The sequence below is a fragment of the Saccharomonospora halophila 8 genome, assembly GCF_000383775.1.
GTDB lineage: Bacteria > Actinomycetota > Actinomycetes > Mycobacteriales > Pseudonocardiaceae > Saccharomonospora > Saccharomonospora halophila.
Genome location: NZ_KB912577.1, coordinates 46,777 through 66,333, shown reverse-complemented (window position 1 = coordinate 66,333; position 19,557 = coordinate 46,777). Strand labels below are relative to the sequence as shown.

The 19,557-nt window shown below is 67.9% G+C and carries 18 protein-coding genes; 10 read left to right on the top strand and 8 right to left on the bottom strand.

Annotated elements, in window-relative coordinates:
* Positions 1 to 75 precede the first annotated feature (75 nt).
* From SACHA_RS0117265 to SACHA_RS0117255, 3 genes are all read right to left on the bottom strand, one after another.
* On the bottom strand, positions 76 to 1,098 hold the full coding sequence (locus SACHA_RS0117265; RefSeq protein ID WP_232211914.1) for an NAD(P)-dependent oxidoreductase: 1,023 nt from the start codon (positions 1,096 to 1,098) through the stop codon (positions 76 to 78).
* Positions 1,099 to 1,263: 165 nt separating this feature from the next.
* Positions 1,264 to 1,566, bottom strand: a complete 303-nt coding sequence (locus SACHA_RS0117260; RefSeq protein ID WP_019811778.1) for a HigA family addiction module antitoxin — start codon at positions 1,564 to 1,566, stop codon at positions 1,264 to 1,266.
* On the bottom strand, positions 1,556 to 2,554 hold the full coding sequence (locus tag SACHA_RS0117255) for an o-succinylbenzoate synthase (RefSeq protein ID WP_019811777.1): 999 nt from the start codon (positions 2,552 to 2,554) through the stop codon (positions 1,556 to 1,558). Before SACHA_RS0117255 ends, SACHA_RS0117260 begins: the two co-directional genes overlap by 11 nt.
* Positions 2,555 to 2,733: 179 nt before the next feature.
* Between SACHA_RS0117255 and SACHA_RS0117250 the strand changes: the two genes are divergently transcribed.
* The gene (locus SACHA_RS0117250) at positions 2,734 to 3,435 is read left to right on the top strand and encodes a class I SAM-dependent methyltransferase (protein WP_019811776.1); all 702 of its coding nucleotides are present in this window, start codon (positions 2,734 to 2,736) and stop codon (positions 3,433 to 3,435) included.
* Positions 3,436 to 3,762: 327 nt separating this feature from the next.
* On the opposite strand, the gene SACHA_RS0117240 is transcribed toward SACHA_RS0117250, so the two are convergent.
* Positions 3,763 to 3,984 carry a hypothetical protein gene (locus tag SACHA_RS0117240; protein WP_019811774.1) on the bottom strand — a complete coding sequence of 74 codons (222 nt, stop codon included), beginning with the start codon at positions 3,982 to 3,984 and terminating at the stop codon, positions 3,763 to 3,765.
* A gap of 228 nt (positions 3,985 to 4,212) precedes the next feature.
* Between SACHA_RS0117240 and SACHA_RS0117235 the strand changes: the two genes are divergently transcribed.
* Positions 4,213 to 5,328, top strand: coding sequence for a helix-turn-helix domain-containing protein (locus SACHA_RS0117235; RefSeq protein WP_083935896.1), 1,116 nt, complete (start codon positions 4,213 to 4,215; stop codon positions 5,326 to 5,328).
* 236 nt (positions 5,329 to 5,564) lie between these two features.
* Positions 5,565 to 6,719, top strand: coding sequence for a methyltransferase domain-containing protein (locus SACHA_RS0117225; protein WP_019811771.1), 1,155 nt, complete (start codon positions 5,565 to 5,567; stop codon positions 6,717 to 6,719).
* Between the two features lie 428 nt (positions 6,720 to 7,147).
* On the opposite strand, the gene SACHA_RS0117220 is transcribed toward SACHA_RS0117225, so the two are convergent.
* Positions 7,148 to 7,384: a hypothetical protein gene (locus tag SACHA_RS0117220; RefSeq protein WP_039739594.1), complete on the bottom strand. Its 237-nt coding sequence runs from the start codon at positions 7,382 to 7,384 to the stop codon at positions 7,148 to 7,150.
* Between the two features lie 394 nt (positions 7,385 to 7,778).
* On the opposite strand from SACHA_RS0117220, the gene SACHA_RS22810 reads away from it, so the two are divergent.
* From SACHA_RS22810 to SACHA_RS0117210, 3 genes are all read left to right on the top strand, one after another.
* Positions 7,779 to 9,080: a helix-turn-helix domain-containing protein gene (locus SACHA_RS22810; protein WP_232211912.1), complete on the top strand. Its 1,302-nt coding sequence runs from the start codon at positions 7,779 to 7,781 to the stop codon at positions 9,078 to 9,080.
* A gap of 88 nt (positions 9,081 to 9,168) precedes the next feature.
* The gene (locus tag SACHA_RS24100; protein ID WP_083935894.1) at positions 9,169 to 10,407 is read left to right on the top strand and encodes an AAA family ATPase; all 1,239 of its coding nucleotides are present in this window, start codon (positions 9,169 to 9,171) and stop codon (positions 10,405 to 10,407) included.
* The gene (locus SACHA_RS0117210) at positions 10,385 to 11,770 is read left to right on the top strand and encodes a DUF6414 family protein (protein ID WP_456300007.1); all 1,386 of its coding nucleotides are present in this window, start codon (positions 10,385 to 10,387) and stop codon (positions 11,768 to 11,770) included. Before SACHA_RS24100 ends, SACHA_RS0117210 begins: the two co-directional genes overlap by 23 nt.
* Positions 11,771 to 11,946: 176 nt before the next feature.
* Here SACHA_RS0117210 and SACHA_RS0117200 read toward each other — a convergent pair whose 3' ends face one another.
* The gene (locus tag SACHA_RS0117200) at positions 11,947 to 12,369 is read right to left on the bottom strand and encodes a hypothetical protein (protein ID WP_019811763.1); all 423 of its coding nucleotides are present in this window, start codon (positions 12,367 to 12,369) and stop codon (positions 11,947 to 11,949) included.
* Between the two features lie 102 nt (positions 12,370 to 12,471).
* On the opposite strand from SACHA_RS0117200, the gene SACHA_RS0117195 reads away from it, so the two are divergent.
* On the top strand, positions 12,472 to 13,182 hold the full coding sequence (locus SACHA_RS0117195) for a VOC family protein (RefSeq protein WP_019811761.1): 711 nt from the start codon (positions 12,472 to 12,474) through the stop codon (positions 13,180 to 13,182).
* A gap of 224 nt (positions 13,183 to 13,406) precedes the next feature.
* The gene (locus tag SACHA_RS0117190) at positions 13,407 to 14,891 is read left to right on the top strand and encodes a fatty acid desaturase (protein WP_019811759.1); all 1,485 of its coding nucleotides are present in this window, start codon (positions 13,407 to 13,409) and stop codon (positions 14,889 to 14,891) included.
* Positions 14,892 to 14,948: 57 nt separating this feature from the next.
* Here the strand turns inward: SACHA_RS0117190 and SACHA_RS0117185 are convergent, their stop codons facing one another.
* Both SACHA_RS0117185 and SACHA_RS0117180 read right to left on the bottom strand, forming a co-directional pair.
* Entirely contained in the window at positions 14,949 to 15,404 is a 456-nt protein-coding gene (locus tag SACHA_RS0117185) for a lactococcin 972 family bacteriocin (RefSeq protein WP_028663293.1), read from the bottom strand.
* A 258-nt stretch (positions 15,405 to 15,662) separates the two neighbouring features.
* Positions 15,663 to 16,841, bottom strand: coding sequence for a cytochrome P450 (locus SACHA_RS0117180; RefSeq protein ID WP_019811757.1), 1,179 nt, complete (start codon positions 16,839 to 16,841; stop codon positions 15,663 to 15,665).
* 284 nt (positions 16,842 to 17,125) lie between these two features.
* Here SACHA_RS0117180 and SACHA_RS0117175 point away from each other — a divergent pair, with 284 nt between their 5' ends.
* Entirely contained in the window at positions 17,126 to 18,175 is a 1,050-nt protein-coding gene (locus tag SACHA_RS0117175; RefSeq protein WP_039739587.1) for a ketoacyl-ACP synthase III family protein, read from the top strand.
* The coding region (locus SACHA_RS0117170) for a type I polyketide synthase (protein WP_028663292.1) at positions 18,172 to 19,557 on the top strand (1,386 nt) is incomplete at its 3' end. The genes SACHA_RS0117175 and SACHA_RS0117170, both read left to right, overlap by 4 nt.

Below are 19,557 nucleotides of genomic sequence, written 5' to 3'. Positions count from 1 at the left end.
TGCCCGGGCGCACGACGGCCCCCGCCCCGTGCGGTAGCGGGGGCGCGGCCGTGGCTTCCCGTTCGCGTGCGGTGCTCACGTCGTGTCGCCCACCCGCAGCGGCGTCGCCAGGCTGCCGGAGCGCAGCACGGCGTCCAGGTTGACGCAGTGGTCCACCGTGCCCTCGGCGAAGTCGTCGACGATGCGCACCACCTCGGCGGCCACCGCGTGCTGCGCCTGCTCGGTGGAGGCGCCGATGTGGTGCGTGCCGTACACGTTCGGGTGGGCGGCGAGCCGGGAGTCGATCGTGCCGGTGCCCGAGCCCGGTTCGTCGGCGAACACGTCGATCCCCGCGCGCAGGCCCTTGGTCTCCATCGCCTCGACGAGCGCGTCCTCGTCGACCAGTTCGGCGCGGGCGGTGTTGAGCAGGATCGCACCCGGGGGCATCCGCGCCAGCAGCTCCCGGTTCACCAGCCCCCGGGTGTCCCCGGTGGCGGGCAGGTGCAGCGACAGCACGTCGCAGGTGGCGGCGAGGGTGTCCAGGTTGTCGACGAACCGGACCCCGATCGCCCGGGCCCGGGCCAGCGTGTCCTCGTCGCGCTCCGGCCGGGCGACGGTGGCGACGTCGGCGCCGAACGCCGCGATCCGCTCGGCGAAGGCCAGCCCGATCCGGCCCAGCCCGACGACGCCGACGCTGCGGCCGGTGATCCCACGCGCCCGCGAGTAGCGCTTCTTGTCCCAGTGCCCGGCGCGCAGGTCGGCGACGGCCTCGGCGATGTCGCGGTCCAGCGCCAGTAGCAGCGCACACGCCAGCTCGGCCACGGCCACCGCGTTGCGCCCCGGCACGTTGCACACGCAGATCCCGCGTGCGGCGGCGGTGTCGCGGTCGATGGTGTCGGTGCCCGAGCCCGCGCGGATCACCAGCCGCAACGTGTCGGCGGCCGCCTCGATCGTCTCGGCGGTGACCTTGGTGCTGCGCACCACGAGCACCTCGTGGCCGGGTGCCCGTTCCGGCAGGTCACCGGCGGTCGTGTCCGGTTCGTAGTCGCAGCCGTGCCCGTGGTCGGCCAGCGCCGAGCGGGAGGCGTCCGGGAAGCTGTCCGCGAGGAGGATCCGCATCGACATCCCCTTCCGTCCGGCGGTGCTGTGCCCCGGATTGCCGGGTCTGTCGGGTATTACACGCTCCGTCGCGGGCACCGGGACAGGACGCCACGGCCGGACCGGCGCATCGGGTGACACCCGATGGCAGGGTCACTCCCCTTCGGGAGTCCGGAGCCCGGTGGTTCAACTCGCCAATGGATGGATGTCGTCCAGGGCGTCGCCCGATCGATCCTGCTCGATCAGGAGGTCGTGGTGGGTCTGGAGGTTGATCCAGAACCCGGCCGAGGTGCCGAACGCGCGTGCCAGCCGCAGCGCTGTGTCCGCGCTGATCCGGCGGGTCCCGTGAATGATCTCGTTGATACGGCGCGGGGACACCTTGATCTGCTTGGCGAGCCGGTACTCGCTGATGCCCAAGGGTTTCAGGAACTCCTCGGTGAGGATCTCGCCGGAGATACCGGGGGTAGAGCTGGTGCGGTCATCGTGCATCCTCCGTGGCGTCGAGGGCGGCGCGGACGCGGGTGAGGCGGTCGCGCCACCAGGCGGCCCGGTCGGGGTCGGTGGGTGCGTAGGTGTCGAGCAGGGCGGGGTCGGGCTCGGGCGGGGTGCGCGGCACGGGGAGAGCTCCGTCCACCGGACGCAGCGACCCGGGGCCGGAGGCGAGGTCGCTCTCCAGCAGGGAGAGCGTGCCGAGCCCGCAGGCGAAGTCCAGCTCCGGCAGGGCGGCGGCGAACGCGACCTGGGCGGCCAGCCCGACGCTGGTCTCCAGCGCCGAGGAGACCACACACGGCAGCCCCGCGGCCTCGGCGACCTCCAGGGAACGCCGCACCCCGCCGAGCGGTGTGCACTTGAGCACCGCGACGTCGGCCGCGCCCGCGACGGCCACCCGCAACGGGTCCTCGGCACGGCGGATGGACTCGTCCGCGGCGATCCGCACATCGACCCGGCGCCGGACGGCGGCCAGTTCCTCGACGGTGCGGCAGGGCTGCTCCACGTATTCCAGGCCGCCCGCGGCCCTGTCGAGTTCGCGGATGCGGGACACGGCGGTGTCGATGTCCCAGACCGCGTTGGCGTCCACCCGGACCGCCCCACCCGGCCCGAGCGCGTCCCGGACCGCCTCGACGCGGGCGAGGTCCTCGGCCAGCGAGTCCGGGTGGTCGGCGACCTTCACCTTGGCGGTGCGGCAGCCGGAGTCCGCGGCGATCCCGTGGGCGCGCTCCGGGCCGACGGCGGGCACGGTGCAGTTCACCGGGATGCGGTCGCGCACAGGGGCGGGCCAGCCGACGGTGCACTGCTCGACCGCGGTCGCCAGCCACGCGGTGGAGGTGGCGTCGTCGTAATCGGTGAACGGGCAGAACTCGCCCCACCCGGCGGGGCCTTCGAGCAGCATCCCCTCACGCACGGTGATGCCGCGGAACCGGGCACGCATCGGGATGGCGTAACCGCGGGCACCGGCGAAGTCGATCTCCTGGGTCATCCGGTGGGTCCCTCGTCTCTGGAGCGGCGGGAGAGGTCGGCGACGCTCATCGTAGGACGACCGGGGAGAGGCACGGTCGGGCCGCGGGCGTGGCCACTCGACCGCGCGGGTCGGTCGGGGCAGGATGCCCGCATGTCCACCGTGCCCGAGAATCCCGGTGAGTCTGCCCTGTCTCCCGCGTGAACGACTACGACGGTTTCGCCGAGGCGTACGCGGCCGAGAACGAGTCCGGGATCGACAACGCCTATTGCGAGCGGCCCGCCCTCCTGGCGCTGGCCGGGGACGTGTCCGGTCGGCGGATCCTCGACGCCGGGTGTGGCTCGGGCCCGCTCTTCGCGGCGCTACGCGACCAGGGTGCCGACGTGACCGGCATCGACGCCAGCGCCGGGTTGCTGGACCAGGCCCGGCGGCGGCTCGGGAACGACGCGGACCTGCGGGTGGTCGACCTACGTGACCCGCTTCCGTTCCCCGACGGCGCGTTCGACGACGTCATGGCGTCGCTTGTGCTGCACTACCTGGAGGACTGGGGACCGACACTCGCCGAGCTGTGGCGCGTGCTGACGACCGGCGGCCGACTGATCGTCTCCGTCGACCATCCTTTCGCCATCCACAGCATCCACCGCCGGGACGGGCGCAGGACCGACTACTTCGAGACCTACAACTGGACCGAAGAGTGGACCCTGGGCGGTCACAGCGTCCCGATGAGCTTCTGGAACCGCCCGCTGCACGCGATGACCGACGCCTTCACCGCGGCCGGCTTCCGGATCACCACCCTCAGCGAGCCGCGGCCTGTGCCGGCCGCCCGCGAGCTGTTCCCGGACGAGTACCCCTTCCTCGCCACCAGCCCGAGCTTCCTGCTCTTCGTCCTCGGTGCCGAGTGACGAGATCCGGTCGGCACTGAACGGGCGGCCGGCTGCTATCCGCTTGCGGCGCCGCAGTTGTCGATGGGGCACCAGTGGTCGGGGTGGGGGTCGTCGAGGCAGTCGTGGATGCAGTCGTGGCAGAAGCGTCCGTCGATGGTGCCGCGGGGCCGGTCGGGTCGGGCCACGGGTTCGGCTCCGCACAGCGCGCACGGGGCGGTGCCCCAGGCGCGGAGGGCGGTCAGGACCCGGCGCATCACGTCGGTTTCCGGTGTGGGCACGGGATCCGGCGTGGCTGGGAGCGGGCACGGCGGGAGTTGCCCGACGTGCGGCAGGAGCGTGGTGAGGTCATCGGTCATCCGTGTTTGCCTCGATCGTGCGGGTGTCGAGTTCGTCGGCGCGGTCGAGGAAGTCGTGGGCGAGGGTGACGAAGGCGTTGCCGACCTCGCGTATCGGTGCGGCGGGGAGTTCGCCGCCGTCTTGGTGCTGCATCAGCTCGACCACCACGGGGCCGAAGGAGCGCATCACCTCGGCGGCCCGACACAGCAGTTCCCGATCCCGCGCAATCATTGACTCGCTCCGTTGTCGAAGTGTGCTGCGCCGCCGGGTGATTCGTGGACGTTCTCGCGTCGCATCATGTAACCCCCTGATTCGGATTCGACGTTGCTCACTCCGACCGGAAGCGCCAGGTTGGCGAGTCGATAGCTGTCCGGACCGCATCTGTCCGGTAGTTTCGTCCTCACACCGAGCGTTGTGAACTTTTCTGTGGTCTACCGTCGTCTACAGGTGGTGAGCCGGATGTCCGATCTTGGGGCGAATCTGCGGGCCGCTCGCGAGGAGGCTGGAGTGAGTCTTTCCGCGATGGCGCGGCGGACCCACTACAGCAAGCCGTTGCTTGGGTTGCTGGAGACCGGTAAACGTGCGATCAACCCTGACCACGTCACCGCCTACGCCCGCGCACTGAACGTCTCCGTGGAGACGCTCTACGGTCCGGCGGATGACCCGCTACGGATCGCGCACGAATGGCTGGTGGCCCCCACACCGGTCGAAATCCGTTTGGGAAGTGGGCGGCGGGTCGGGTCCGCACTGGCAGACCGGCTTGCCGAACGGGTCATCGAGCTCAGGCACCTGGACGACGTGATCGGTGGTCGGGACCTGCTGCCGGTGGTGCGAAAGGAACTTGCCAGTGCCGAACACCTCGTCAACGAAGCCGCCTACACCGAGCGGACCGGACGACGACTGCTGACCCTGGTCGGTGAACTCGCCCAGCTCGCCGGGTGGGTCAGCGGCGATGCCGGGCACTACACCGAGGCGAAGCGACTCTACCTCTCCGGTGTCTCCGCTGCGCACGAGGCGGGTGATCCCGCACTGGTCGGGCAACTGCTCTCCTGCCTCAGTTACCAGATCGCCAACGTCGGTGACCCCGCCGACGCGCTGCTACTGGCCCGCTCGGCCATCACGGGTGTCGAAGGCCGCACCACCCCACTCGTCCGGGCGTTGCTGCTGGAACGGGTGGCGTGGGCCAGTGCCCGTGCCCGCGATCGGGATGGAACCCGGCGCGCGCTGGACGCGGTGGACGAGGCCTACGAGCGACGTTCGGCCGGTGCGGCCGAGCCCGAGTGGGTCTACTGGCTCGACCGTAACGAGATCGACGTGATGGCCGGTCGCTGCCTGATCGAACTGGGAGATCCGGTCACCGCGGAGCCGCTGCTGTCCGGCGCCCTCGCGGCCTACACCCCGGAGCACGCCCGGGAAGTCGCGCTCTACCGGACCTGGCTCGCCGAATCCTGCGCCCGGGCAGGTGTGTTCGATGCCGCCAGGACCACGCTCGACCACGCCCGGGGGGCCGCGACGGAGGCGAGTTCCACCCGACTGGATACCCGGATCGCTGAAGTGGAGCGGCTGGTCCGCTAGGAGTCCGTTGTCCGGGCAGGACGGTGCCGAGTACCCGCGCGATTGCGCCTATGAGTTTACCGCTACTACGCCGAGCTCGGGCTCGTCGACGGCGCCTTCGACTTCATCGTCCGACCTGACGAAGGCTGGGTGTTCCTGGAATGCAACGCCGGAGGCCAGTATGGCTGGATCGAGGATGCCATCGACGCGCCGATCACCACGACGATCGCCGCGCTGCTCGCGGAAGGTGCCGACGGATGACGACAACCGTGCCGGGTTGGCGCGAGTACGCACGGAAGCTGGCCGAGAAGATCGCCGCCGACGGCGTGCTCACCGACCCGGCATGGCGCAACGCCCTCGAACACGTTCCGCGGCACGTGTTCGTCCCCCGGTTCTACGAACAACGCCCGGCAGCCGGGTGGGTCGAGACATCGGACGACGACACCGGTCGGCTGGAGGCCGTCTACAGCGACGCACCGTTGGTGACGGCGCTCGACAAGACCGGGGACGGCAACCACGTCACGGTGTCGTCGTCGACGAAGCCCGGTCTCATGGTCCGGATGCTGGAGGCGCTCGATGTGCGCGCCGGACATCGTGTGCTGGAGATCGGTACCGGCACCGGCTACAACGCGGGCCTGCTGGCGCATCGTCTCGGTGACGGGCTGGTGTACTCGGTTGACATCGGTGCCGAACTCGTCCGGACCGCACGTGAGCGGCTCGCGAGCCTGGGCCGGACCCCGACGCTCGCGGCCGTTCACGGCGCCGAGGGTCTCCCGGACGCCGCGCCGTTCGACCGGATCATCGTGACGTGCTCCGTGCCGTCGGTACCGTGGGCGTGGGCCGAGCAGGTGCGCGAGGGCGGGCTCGTGCTCGTTGACGTCAAGCGGGGTGTGCACGCCGGGAACCTGGTGCTGCTCCGGCGCCTGGAAGACCGGCTCGAAGGTCGCTTCCTGCCGAAGTGGGCCGGGTTCATGGCGATGCGTGACACCGACGACGCGCCGCCGACCCCACGGGCGGGCACTCCCGAGCTTGAGCGCGGCACCCGGTCGACGACCCGGCTCGATCCGTACCCGTGGACGGCCACGGTCCCGTGGTTCCTCGCGCAGACGCGATTACCCCGGCGCGTCACCTTCGGTTATCGCGGTGCCGGACCGGCGTGGGCGACCTTCGCCGGGGATGATGGCTCGTGGTGCGCGGTGGAGATCTCGCCGGGCGACGGGGGAGCGCGGAAGGTTCGGCAGGGCGGCCCGATCGCCCTGTGGGACCGGTTCGAAGCCGTTCACCAACAGTGGGAAGAGCTCGGTCGGCCGGGTTGGGACCGCTTCGGCCTCACCGTCCGGCAGGACGGCCACCGGGTGTGGCTGGACGACCCGAACGGGCCCCACCGCTGGTCGTTGCCGCCAATGAGGTGAGGCCATGACGACCTGGGGTCGGGCCGCAGGATCATGTCGAACTCGCGGTGCGGTAGCCACACGGATACGGCTGACCGGCCGAAGCCACGGCGTGCGTGCGAGCGCAATAACCGGCGGGGCGAGGTGCTCACCCGCCTGCGGCGCCGAGGGCGTCGACGGGGCACCAGTGGTCGCGGTGGGAGGCATCGAGGCATCGGGCGATGCAGCCGCCGCAGAAGCGGCCGTCGATGGTCCCGCGTGGGAGGTCCGGCCGGGCGACGGGTTGGTTCCCGCAGTGTGCGCAGGGTGCGGTGCCCCAGGCTCTGAGTGCGGCGAGGACGCGCCGCATCACGTGTTCCTGCGGCGCGGGCAGAGTGGGGGTGTCCGGGTCCACCGTCGGCCAGTGCGGCGGGTGGGTGCCGAGGCGGCCGAGCAGGACCGTTGGTGGGTCATCGTGCACCGTCTCCACTTCCGACGGTGCGGCTTTCGATCGCGTGTGCGTCGAGTTCGTCGGCGCGGTCGAGGAAGTCGTGGGCGAGGGCGACGAAGGCGTTGCCGACCTCGCGTATCGGTGCGGCAGCGAGTTCGCCGCCGTCCTGACGGTCCATCAGCTCGACCACCACGGGGCCGAAGGAGCGCATCACCTCGGCCGCCCGGCACAGCAGTTCCCGGTCCCGCGCGATCACCAGGCCCACTCCCGATCGGCGTGCGGGCTGCTGTGCGTGTCATATAAACCGAGGTACCGGCGTCGACGATGTCGTCGGGATCGGGGTCCTGGTGGCCGATAAGGTCAGGGTCTTCCTCGTACCGGCTGGCCCGGAATTTGAAGGCATTCGGTTGGCATCCGCCACTGATCCAGTTCATGTGCCGAACGTTATAAGCGTAGTCTGATATTCGGTAGGACGGTACGTCCGAGTACACGTTCGGGGTAAGAAGTAGCGGCGATGTCCGCATGTGACACGGATGCACTCCGCGCACGAACACGACATGCCCGTGAAATTGGGATAGCCCCTCGCCACACAGTCGGATAATCGCTATTCTCAGCTGAGCGGCAATAGATGGAGGAAGGCGTTGCCCGAGATGGCCGACGAAGTGTTGGGCAAGGCGATCGGTGAGCGCGTCCGGGAGTTACGCGGCAGGCTCTACACACAGCGTCAGCTCGCCGAGCGGGCCGGGGTGTCCGTGGATCTCGTTCGCAAGCTGGAACAAGGCATCCGGAACACAGCCAGCGTCGCGAGCCTGCATCGGCTCGCTCGTGCTCTCGACGTTACTCTCGCCGACCTCACGGGGCGAGCATCGCTACCGGAACACGACCAGGAGGAAGGCGTCACCGCACTGCGGTTCGCCGTCAGTGGTGTGGACGACCTGGTCGGCAGCTCAGTTGTCACGGCGGAGCCGTTGCCGTACCAAGAGGCGGAGCGAACGCTCACATATTTGTGGGATACCTACTGGGCGGGACGCTATGACGACCTCACCGCCCTGCTGCCGTCCGCGCTGCACTCACTGCGCGCCACCGTCAACGCCGGGAACGACCTCCAACGCCCACCGGCGGCGGAACTGCTCGCCCGCGGGTACTGGGTAGCGGGCTGCACGTTGGTGCATCTGAAGCAGTCCGACGCCGCGTTTCTCGCCATCCGTCAGGCTGTCGAGTTCGCAGGTGAGGGCACCGATCCGCTGTTGGCCGCGACTCTGCGCGGGTCGGTGGCCTGGCAACTGCTGGTGTCCGGGCGCTACGCAGAGGCCGAGGCGCTCGCGATCCGCACTGCCGAAGCCGTCGAGCCACGTGGGCAGGTGAGTCTGCCGGAGCTGTCCGCCTACGGCTCACTCGTGCTTACGGCCGCGACGGCGGCGGCTCGGGGACGGAACGGCAGCCGAGCCCGGAATCTGCTCTCGGAGAGTGCTCAGGTCGCCGACCGGATGGGCGCTGACCGCGACGACTATCAGACCGCGTTCGGTCCCTCGCAGGTCGCCATGCAGTCCGTCGATGTCGGTGTGCAGACAGGAGAGTACGGCAGCGCGCTCAAGGCCGCCCGCACGATGCCGAACGAGGCGGCAGCGCTGCCCTTGGCGTCGCGCGCTCGGCACCTCACGGACCGGGCACTGGCGCACACCCGGACCGGCCGGCATGAACAAGCGGCGAACCTGGTCACCGCCGCCGAACGGATGGCGCCGGACTGGGCCAGGCACCAGAACCTGATCAAGTCCGTGACCCGGACCTGCTGCGTACCCCGGCCTCGCGCGCATCACGACTGCGCGGTACCGCCGAGCGGCTCGGTGTGCGTTAGGAGCTCTGAGACGCGCGTGCCAAGGGGATGCCATGTCGGTGCCCGGCATTATCCTGAAGGCACTGATGCCAGTGGAGAGCCAACAAGAGTCGGTTAAGGGGTACGCCGAGCGGATCTTGCGATCTTGGCGAGTTCGTACGTTGTCACGCATGTGGAGGCAGAGATGATTGTGGGAGAGAAGTGGGATGAGTGCCACAGGAGGTGACATTGAGGCACGGGACAACGGTCAACTGATTAAAATTCTTGCCGTTCTCGAGGGTGGTAATGCATTTCTCGGGCGCGCATCAAACGGAAGTACCGCTAGGTTCTCTGTCGGTCAAACCATTGATCTGCACCGGGGCGATGTCGTTTTTGTTGGCGAGGCGGAATGGAAGATCGTTCCAGACGCCGTGTGGCCCGATATTCCTGAGGTGGCCGTAGTTCGTCGCGTCCTGGACGACGGTGTTGTTGTGGAGGTTGGTGCTAGTATCCGGGTGCTTCCTGGAATACCTGCGATCCATGTCGATCCCGGAAACACAGTGGAATTCAATGAGACGGACGGTATAACTCGGGTCATCAGCGAAACGCCTCTCCGGTTTCGTGATGTAGGGATCGATGACGAGGGTCTTGAAGATTTCTTGGTGGGGCGTGCAGAAGGCAGCGGCCCAACCTTCGAATCATTCGGCGGATATCACGAGGTTCGTGAGCGTGCCGTTGAGCTTATCGAAACTCAGCTAAACAAGCGTGGCGATCTGCGTGCGATCGGCGCGCGCCCAGTCAAAGGGATCATCTTCACCGGCCTACCAGGAACCGGGAAGACGTATCTAGCTCGGATAATTGCGAACGAATCAAAGGCGGCGTTCTATCTTGTGAGCGGTCCATCGATCGTAAGCAAGTGGGTAGGCGATAGCGAAGATACACTGCGGCGCATATTTGAGGCTGCCGCGAAGGATGAGCGCGCGATGATCTTCTTCGACGAAATAGACAGTATCGCTGAACGTCGAACAGGCGACTCGCATGAGATGTCAAAACGCCTGGTCGCCCAGCTACTCACCCTTCTTGACGGGTTTGATCAAGGCTCTGGGAACGTGGTCGTGATCGCGGCAACAAATCGCATCAAGGACGTTGATGAGGCGCTGCTTCGGCCAGGGCGCTTCGACTGGGAGATTTCGTTCGGCACTCCGACACTCGAAGACCGCTACGAAATCCTCAGCGTCGGTGCTCGGCGCCTCAATACAATCGGCGATCTCCCTCTTCAGGAAGTCGCGCTGCTAACAGATGGTTGGTCAGCGGCACGGTTGGCATCGATCTGGACGGAGGCGGCTCTTGTGGCAGCTGGCGATAATCGAAAAATAGTTTCGGACGAGGATGTAGCGTTGGCGTTCGAGCGAGTTAGTGGACGCCCGACACGATTCATTGAGGATGATGATGAGAATGGGAATTAGGAGGTGGTGGAAGAACCGACGTTCGCGCCAAAAGCGTGCGCAAGCGGTCGCGGAGGTGTCCGAGAAGCGACCCCTGCGAGAATTTGTATATCTCGATGAGGTGAGTTTGCGTAGCCTGTTAGTGTCGCAAAAGGACACGATTCCAGAAGAGGTATCGCGCGCGATATCTCGAGCGGAGGAGGCGGAACTTTCTAACAAGGTTTCTGCCGACGCAGCAATTGCGAAAGCTGAGGCCGGGGCGCGATATCAGACGAGTAATTCAAGCACGGTGCAGTCCTCACGCAAGGCAATAGTGCAAACCTTGTTCAAAGAGTTCCGCGACGAGAAGGCTCTCGATTACGCACTTGTTGTTCGGACCGAGCCGGTGCAGAAGTTCAACTCTATCGAGGACATCCCGGACGCGGTTGGCGCTGATGCAGCCGTGGCCGCTTCGAGCTTCAAACGAGGGGCATTGGTGGAAATCGAGGTCACTCTTGAGGTTGATCCTGTCTTCAAGCTAGGCACTCTTATCTCCGAGTTCACGGCTATGGCGGACGAATCTCCCGCCATATTTGGACAGGCTGGGACATCTGGTCAGTCCATGTTGAGCGAAGCTTTGCCTGTCAACAAAGTTTTGCAACGCCTGCTCGCCGGCCTGATTCCTATCCGTGCGAAGGCTGTGCACTACTCGGTCGTGGCTGTGGGCGCGTCCGAGTATGTCGTGCATAATGATGCAATCGCTGACCTTGAGGTGGAGCGCCATCCACTGGAGGTCGTGGGCGTCACCGAACACCTTGGATACTGGAAGGACATTCGACGGGTTCTGTTTTCGTCCGGAAAGTTCACGATGCTCTGCCGTGTGTCTCGCGATGGGTTGCAGAAGACGTGGACACCGGTGAAGCTCGCGGATTTGTTTGGTGAGGTGGCGCCGTCGCTTGTGGATCAGATTAACGGGGCGAGTCGTGCTGGCCTGAACGGCATGAGCGCGGCAGCGACGGACGATGCTCATAGCGAAGCGTTCGGTCGCGCACTATCCATATATAAGGACAAACTACTGTACGCCTCGGGCTCCGCACTGAGTGCGACGGCCGAGGCGGAGCTGTTCGTCAGCATAGCTGATATGAAAGCAGGGGCTACGTCGCCCTCAAGGCAGCGCCAAGCATTTGCTAAGGTCAAAGACGTTGTGGACGCCACTGTCGGCGGCCCAGTTATAGACGACGACGCGAATCTTCGCGCCCGGCAAGAAGCACGGAACGAGGCAGGGCTGTCCCTCTTTCCGACGCTGGAGGAACAAACCTTGGCGAACCATCCACACGTGCCTGGGTCTAGCGACGGCGACGATGAACGACTACTAGATGTTGAGGTCGTAGCGATCTATTGGTGATGTTAATACAGGTGAGGTGTTTGCTGGTGGTGTGGATCATGGCCCAGCGGACGATGGCTTCGTGGTGTTCGGGGAGTCGTTCGTAGTCGCGTACGCAGCGGCGGTGTTGGTTGATCCAGGTCAAGCTGAGTGGCTGTTCAACGCTGACACGATGGACGAAGCGGCGTGAGTCCCGTTCACCGGCCGTGGTCGGTCGCGTGCCGCGCGAAACCCGCGTATCTCCCGGACACGCGGACCGACCGCCCCCCGAGCATCGCCGCTTTCTGTTCGAGCATCTCGTGGGCCCGTTCCGAGATCATTCCGTAGACCTCGATCTCCCTGAGGGAGATCATCTCGCCCAGCTTGCGGAACTCGGCCCCGCCGACCTCCATGTGCCACTCCAGGGAGGCGCTGTCCGGGTGGACGGCGGTGACCGTCATGAGGCCGGCGTCCTCGTCGAGATGGAATCCGTACTCGATGAGCCGGGGCTCCTCCCGCTCGATGACCGGGACGAGCCGGCGGATCCCCGCCTTGAGCTCCTCCAGACGGCCGGCACGGATGTCGGACCGGTCGAGATACAGGATGAGATCCCCGGCGGTGGTTCGATTGTCAGTGCCCATCCCGCGAGACTATTGCGGCCCGCTCCCGTCCGCCGGGGAGCGCGTGATCGGCGCACCGGTATTACCGTTGCGGCCGGGCGCACGTCCTGGTAGACGCGATCCATGCGACTGGAGAACATCGTCTGGGACGCGCGGGAGCCGAGACGGCTCGGCGAGTTCTGGGCCGCCGCCCTGGGTGCCGAGACCTCGACCGACCGGCCGGATCACTACGAGGCACGGCTGTCCTTCGGGGAGGACTTCTTCCTCGATCTGTGCTTTCAGCCGGTCGCGAGCCCGTCGACCTCCCCCGCGCGGCTGCACCTCGACCTGGCGGGCGGTGCCCGCCAGGATGCCGTGGTCGAGCGCCTGCTCGCGCTCGGCGCCGTCCACGCCGACATCGGCCAGGGTGAGGTTCCGTGGGTCGTGCTCGCCGACCCGGAGGGCAACGCGTTCTGCGTCATGGAGCACCGGGACGCCTACGTCGGCGCGGAGCCGATCGCGGCGCTCCCGTTGGACAGCGCCGCGCCGGAGCGCGATGCGGCGTTCTGGTCCGGGATCACCGGCTGGATCCCGTTCGACGGGCCCGCACCGGCCACTCTCCGCCATCCGTCCGGCCGTGGGCCCCTGCTGGAGTTCTGTTCCGAGCCCGAGCCGAAGCGGGGGAAGAACCGGCTGCATCTCGATGTCCGGCTCGGCGGCGACGACGACACCGTGCTGGACCGCCTTGCGGAGTCGGGGGCGGACAGGATCGGCCGGTCGGCACCGGGCCTCCCGTGGACGGTGTTCGCGGACCCGTCCGGCAACGAATTCTGCGTCCTGCAGCGCGCCTCCTAGTCACCCGGCCTCCGGGGACGCGCGGGGTCCGCTTGTGCTCGCCTACCGGGTCGCGCTCGACCGGTAGGCGGCCATGCCCGGGGCTCCGGCTGCACCTCCGATCGCGGCCCACCACGCGGACAGCCTGGAGCCCCGGGGCAGGGCTTTACAAACATGCTGGTCTTGTCAAAGTGTCTCGACAACCTCTACGGTTCTGTAAAGCCGACGGAGGAGGTCGAGACCACATGCGTGTCAGTGACGACACCGGGACGGTCCCGCGGGGATCGACCGAACACTGGAAGGACGGCAAGCGCTACCTGTGGTTGCTCGGGTTGGTGGTGCCGTCGCTGGTGTTCCTCGCGATCGGGCTGCGCGAGGCCACCGGCTGGGGTGTCTGGTTGTGGATCGGGCCGATCGTGATTCTCGTGGTCGTGCCCGTCCTCGACCTCGTGGCCGGGCTGGACCGGACCAACCCACCGGATGAGGTGCTCGAACGGCTCGAGAACGACCGGTACTACCGCTGGATCACCTACCTGTACCTGCCGATCCAGTACGCCGGATTCGTCGTCGCGTTCTGGCTGATCGGCACCGGTGATCTCGGCGTCGTCGAGAAGATCGGCCTGGCGGCGACCCTCGGCTCGGTCGGCGGCATCGGCATCAACACCGCGCACGAGCTCGGCCACAAGAAGGAGAGCCACGAGCGGTGGCTGTCCAAGATCGCGCTGGCCCAGAGCTTCTACGGCCACTTCTACATCGAGCACAACCGGGGCCACCACGTGCGGGTGGCCACCCCCGAGGATCCGGCCAGCTCCCGGGTGGGGGAGAGCTTCTACGCGTTCTGGCCGCGCACGGTGTTCGGGTCGTTGCGCAACGCCTGGCGGCTGGAGAAGCGCCGCTTCGCCCGGCGCGACCGGCACCCGTACCGGTTGAGCAACGACGTGCTCAACGCCTGGCTGATGTCGGCCGTGCTGTGGGGCGCGATGATCGCCTGGCTCGGTGCCGGGATCGTGCCGTACCTGCTGCTGCAGGCCGTGGTCGGGTTTTCCCTGCTGGAGGTCGTCAACTACATGGAGCACTACGGGATGCTCCGGCAGCGCGTCGGCAAGGAGGACCGGCGGCGTTACGAGCGGGTCAACCCGAGCCACAGCTGGAACTCGAACAACATCGCCACCAACGTGCTGCTGTACCACCTGCAGCGGCACAGCGACCACCACGCCAACCCCACCCGGCGTTACCAGACGCTGCGTGACTTCGCGGAGTCGCCGAACCTGCCCACCGGCTACGCGGGGATGATCGTGTTGGCGATCGTGCCCGCGCTCTGGCGCCGGGTGATGGATCCGCGGGTGCTGGCGCACTACGACGGCGACATCACCCGGGCCAACATCCACCCGCGCAAGCGGGACACGGTGCTGGCCGCCCACGGCCACGGCGGTGACGGACGTGTGTGGCCGGCCCCCGAGCCGGACACCGTACCCACCCGGACGGCCGCGCCCGTGGGAACGGGGGCGGCGGGGACCACGCAGGCGATGCGCTGCCCGAACTGTGCCTACGTCTACGACCCGGCGGTCGGTGACCCGCGCGAAGGCTTCCCCGCCGGGACACCGTGGTCGGCGGTGCCCGAGACGTGGTGCTGCCCGGACTGCGGGGTGCGGGAGAAGGTGGATTTCGTTCCGCTCGGGGACCACGAGTCCGGCGGGGCCCGTGGCCGAACGGAGACAGCGGAACTCTGACCCATCGCTGTCGGGCGACCGGGATCCCGGTCGCCCGACAGCGATGCGATCAGCGGGTCACTTCCGCCAGTACGCCCTGCACACCTCCGTGGTGTACATGGTGACGCGGGCGCTCGAGACCGCACCGGGACCGACCCAGTCGGAGTCGGTACTGCCGTCCATCGACACCGATGATCCGTGGGCGACGTCGTAGTGCCGGTACTGTGAGTAGCAGCTCTTCTGCCCGATGGCGTTCGGTCCGGATCCGAAGCTCCAGGTGCCGCCTCCCACTTCCTTCACGGCCTGCGCTCCGGGGCCGTCGGCGGATCCGTCGACGGTGACTTCGCCGACCCCGGTGTACTCGACCCATCCACCGTCCGCCGTTTCCCCGGACGCGACGACCTGGATCCCGGAACGGTCGGGCGTGGAGACCGCATCGGCCGTGGCCGATGCGGTCCCCGTCAGGGCAAGCGTGCTCGCGATGGCGGCCATGACGCCGGTCGTGACCGCCGTCATCCGCGAAACTCGTTTCATCGGGTTTGGTTCCCCCTTGTGCGCTCCATGGTCATTGCGGTCGTAGAGTATTCTTTTCGCTGTCGCGAAAAGATCCGCCGAAGGAGTTATTCCTCCCACCTTGATGGAGCAACGTCGGTTTTACCGGGTGTAACGGATGTCCCCGGTCGAGCAGAGTGCGGGTCACCGCTGGAGAGCGCGGAGCGGCCGCCGGGATGCCGGTCGGTGCAGATCCGCCGGGGCGTGCCGCGGCCACCGTGCCCCGGTCGGCGACGACCGTCAGCGGAGTGTGATCACGGTGGGGAGTCTGCGGAACCCCCGGACCGTGCTGCGGTGCACGCGTACCAGTCCTTCCGGGTCGATGTCGTAGTCCGCGACGCGGTCGACCAGTTCCTCCAGCACGATGCGCGCCACCCGTCGGGCCATCAGGTTGCCGAGACACAGGTGCGCACCCCGGCTGAAGCTGAGGAGTTGACTCGCGTCCCGGTTCAGGTCGTAGCGGTCCGGCTCCGGGAACACCTCACCGTCGCGGTTCGCCGACCCCATGAGCATCAGCACCTGCGCCCCGGCCGGAATGTGCACGCCGTGCAGTTCCATGTCCACACGCGACTTCCGGATCACCATCTGCACGGGCGAGTCGTACCGCAGCGTCTCCTCGATCCAGCCGTTGACGGCGCCGCCCAGCGCCGCCTGCTGCTGCTCGGGATTCTGCCAGGCCCAGTACCAGGCGTTGCCGAGCAGGTCGATCGTGGTCACGGTGCTGGCCCCACCCAGCAGATGGAGGAAGGCGAGGATGTCCTCGTCGGTCAGCGGATGACCGTCGATCTCGGAGTTCAACAGGTCGGAGATCAGGTCCTCTCCGCGGTTCTGACGTCGCTGTTCGACGAGGTTCGCGTAGTATTCGTTGAGCGCCTTGAACGCCTCCATCTGGGACGCTCCCACCGTGGTGGCACCGTCCTCCCGGTGCACGGTGCCCTCCAGCATCCGCTGCACCTCGCGTCGGTCCTCCTTGGGAACCCCGACGATCAGCGAGATCGCGTCCATCGGGATCGGGTAGATCACGTCCTGCATCACGTCGAACTGTCCACGTTCGACGGCGGCTTCCACCGACTCCCGCGTGATCTCCCGGATCTGCGATTCGAGTCTGCCGATCGCCCGCGGGGAGAAACTGCCCGAGATGAGGCGTCGCCAGCGCGGGTGCTCGGGCGGGTCCATCGCCACGATCGAGTGTTGGCGGGCGGAGTCCGGCTTCCAGAAGTCCCGCTCCATCAGCGGCCCGTTCTCGTTCGAGAACCGTTCGGAGTCCCGCAGCGCGGCCGCGACGTCGGCATGCCGGGAGAGGGCGAAGAAGTCCAGTTCCTCGTTGTAGTAGACGGGTGCCTCTTCGCGCAGCCGGGCGTAGTAGGGATACGGGTCACCCTGGACTTCGTAGTCCAGGGGGCTGTACTCGAGGTCCATCGGGACTCCATTCCGTGCTCGGTGGGACGTCGGAATCTGCTGCCACTGTCCTGAAGACGGCACTCGCCGGGCACCTTCTCGTGTGCTCTTCTCGGTGCGCGGGGCGCGAATACCGACGGCGGGAGCGTGGATCCTCGTCGGCCGGCCGCCGGCGACCGCGCCCGGTGCCGGCGTGGTGGCGACGTCGCACGCTCGGAGATGCGGTGCGGTACCGGCTGCTGAAGCATTCCCGGTGCGGTGCGAACAGCCTCGCGGGGCCGATTCCGGAGGGAGCCGTCAGGAGCATGGACGTGTACTTCCAGAGCCTGGGCAGCTACGTGCCCGGCACGGTCACGACGGAATGGGCGGTCCGGAACGGTCTGTACGACGAGGAGGAGCGTGCCGCGCACCAGCTCGTGAGTGCCGCCGTGGGCGGCGACACCCCCGCTCCCGAAATGGCGTTGTACGCGGCTGAGGATGCGGTGAAACGGTGCGGTCGCGACGGCGGCGATCTCGACGCGCTGTTCTATCTGGCGACGTGGCACCAGGGCCCCGAGGGGTGGCTACCGCACGCTCATCTCCAGCGGCAGCTGGTCGGCGGTGAGGTCCCGTCGACGGAGATCCGGCAGGGCTGCAACGGGATGTTCGCCGGATTGCGACTGGCCACGGCGATCCTGCGCTCCGGCCGCGCTCCGGGGGCCGCGCTGCTGGTGGCCGCCGACAACTACGGAACACCGCTGGTGGACCGGTGGCGGATGGGACGGGGATACATCGCGGGTGACGCCGCCAGCGCGGTGCTGCTCGGTACGGAACCGGGTTTCGCCCGGCTGTCCTCGGTGTGTTCGGTGACCGTTCCGGAGGCGGAGGGCGCCCACCGGGGTGACGAACCGCTGTTCCCGCCCGGTATCACGGTCGGTGAGGGCGTGGATTTCGCCACCCGCGCGGTCGCGTTCGCCACCGCCGCCCGCACCCGTCCGGACACGGCTCTGGCACAGATGCGTGTTCAACGGCAACTCCGTCGGGTGGCGGAGGACGCGGTGGCGGAGGCCGGGATCGGTCTCGGCGAGGTGTCGCGGGTGGCGTTCATGAACTACTCCCGCGAGATCGTGCAGCAGGTGTGCATGGACACGCTCGATCTGCCCATGTCGCGGTCCGTCTGGGACTACGGCAGCACGATCGGCCACTGCGGCGCCAGTGACCAGGTTCTCGCCCTCGATCATCTGCTGCGCACCGGTGCGCTCCGGCCGGGCGACCACGTGCTGATGTTGGGCAGCGGTCCGGGAGTCATGCTGGCCGCGGCGGTCGTGGAGATTCTGGAGATTCCCGCGTGGGCCACCGCAGGGGAGCGGCCATGAGCGGGGCGGCCGAACCCATCGCGGTCATCGGAGTCGGATGCCGTCTCCCCGGTGGAGCGGAAAGCCCGGAGTCCTTCTGGGATCTGCTGACCGGGCAACGGGAGACGTCCGGACCCGCGCCCGTGCGGCGCTGGGAGTGGTACCGCGAGGTGAGCCCGGAGCACGATCTGGCGGTGCAGCGCACCGTCTCCCGGGGCAGTTTCCTCGACGACGTCGAGGGGTTCGACGCCGCGTTCTTCGGGATGTCCGGGCGCGAGGCCGAGGAGATGGATCCGCAGCAGCGGATACTGCTGGAGACCGGTTGGGAGGCCCTGGAACACGCGGGGGTACCGCCGCACTCGCTGCGCGGCAGTGAAACCGGGGTCTACGTGGGCTTCTGCACCGGAGACTACGGGCGACGTCTCCTGGAGGACCTGCCCGGCATCGAGGCGTGGACGGGGATCGGAGCGGCGAACTGCGCACTGGCCGACCGCATCTCGTACGTGCTCGACCTGCGCGGCCCGAGCCTGGCGGTGGACACCGCGTGTTCGGCGTCGCTGGTCTCGCTGCACCTGGCATGCCAGGGCCTGCGCGCGGGGGACTGCACCACCGCTCTGGCCGCGGGAGTCAATCTGATCGTGTCGCCGGGGGAGACGCTGTCTCTGGCCGAGGCGGGTGCGCTGTCGCCGGACGGCCGGTCGAGACCGTTCGACGCCGACGCCGACGGGTACGGTCGCGGGGAAGGTTGCGGTGTCCTCGTGCTGCGCCGACTGTCCGACGCACGGCGTGCCGGTGACCGGGTGCTCGCGGTCGTCGCGGGCAGCGGCGTGAACCAGGACGGTCGCACCGACGGCATCATGGCGCCCTCGGGATCGGCTCAGGAACACATGATGCGCCGTGCGTGCGCGAACGCCGGGATCGACCCGGCGACCGTGGACCTGGTGGAGGCACACGGCACCGGGACCCGGCTCGGTGATCCGGAGGAGGCCGAGGCGCTCGGTGTGGTCTACGGTGCGGGCCGGGCTCCGGGCGAACCCTGTCTGGTCGGTTCGGTCAAAGGGAACATCGGGCACCTGGAGGGCGCCGCGGGCGTGGCCGGCCTGATCAAGGTCATTCTCGCGTTGCACCGGGCGGCCATCCCGCCCAGCCTGGTCGGGAGGCTGAATCCGGAGATCCCGTGGGGCCGTAACGGTCTCCGGGTGGCCACGGAGACGGCTCCCTGGCCCGTCCGGGAGCATCCCCGCCGCGCGGCGGTGTCCGGTTTCGGCTACGGCGGGTCGATCGCCCACGTGGTCCTCGAACAGGCACCGGACCACGCACCGGGCGCGCCGGACGAGCCCGACGGGCCACGGCTGTATCCGCTCTCCGCGGCCTCGCCCGAGGCGCTGGCCGCCTCCGCCGGG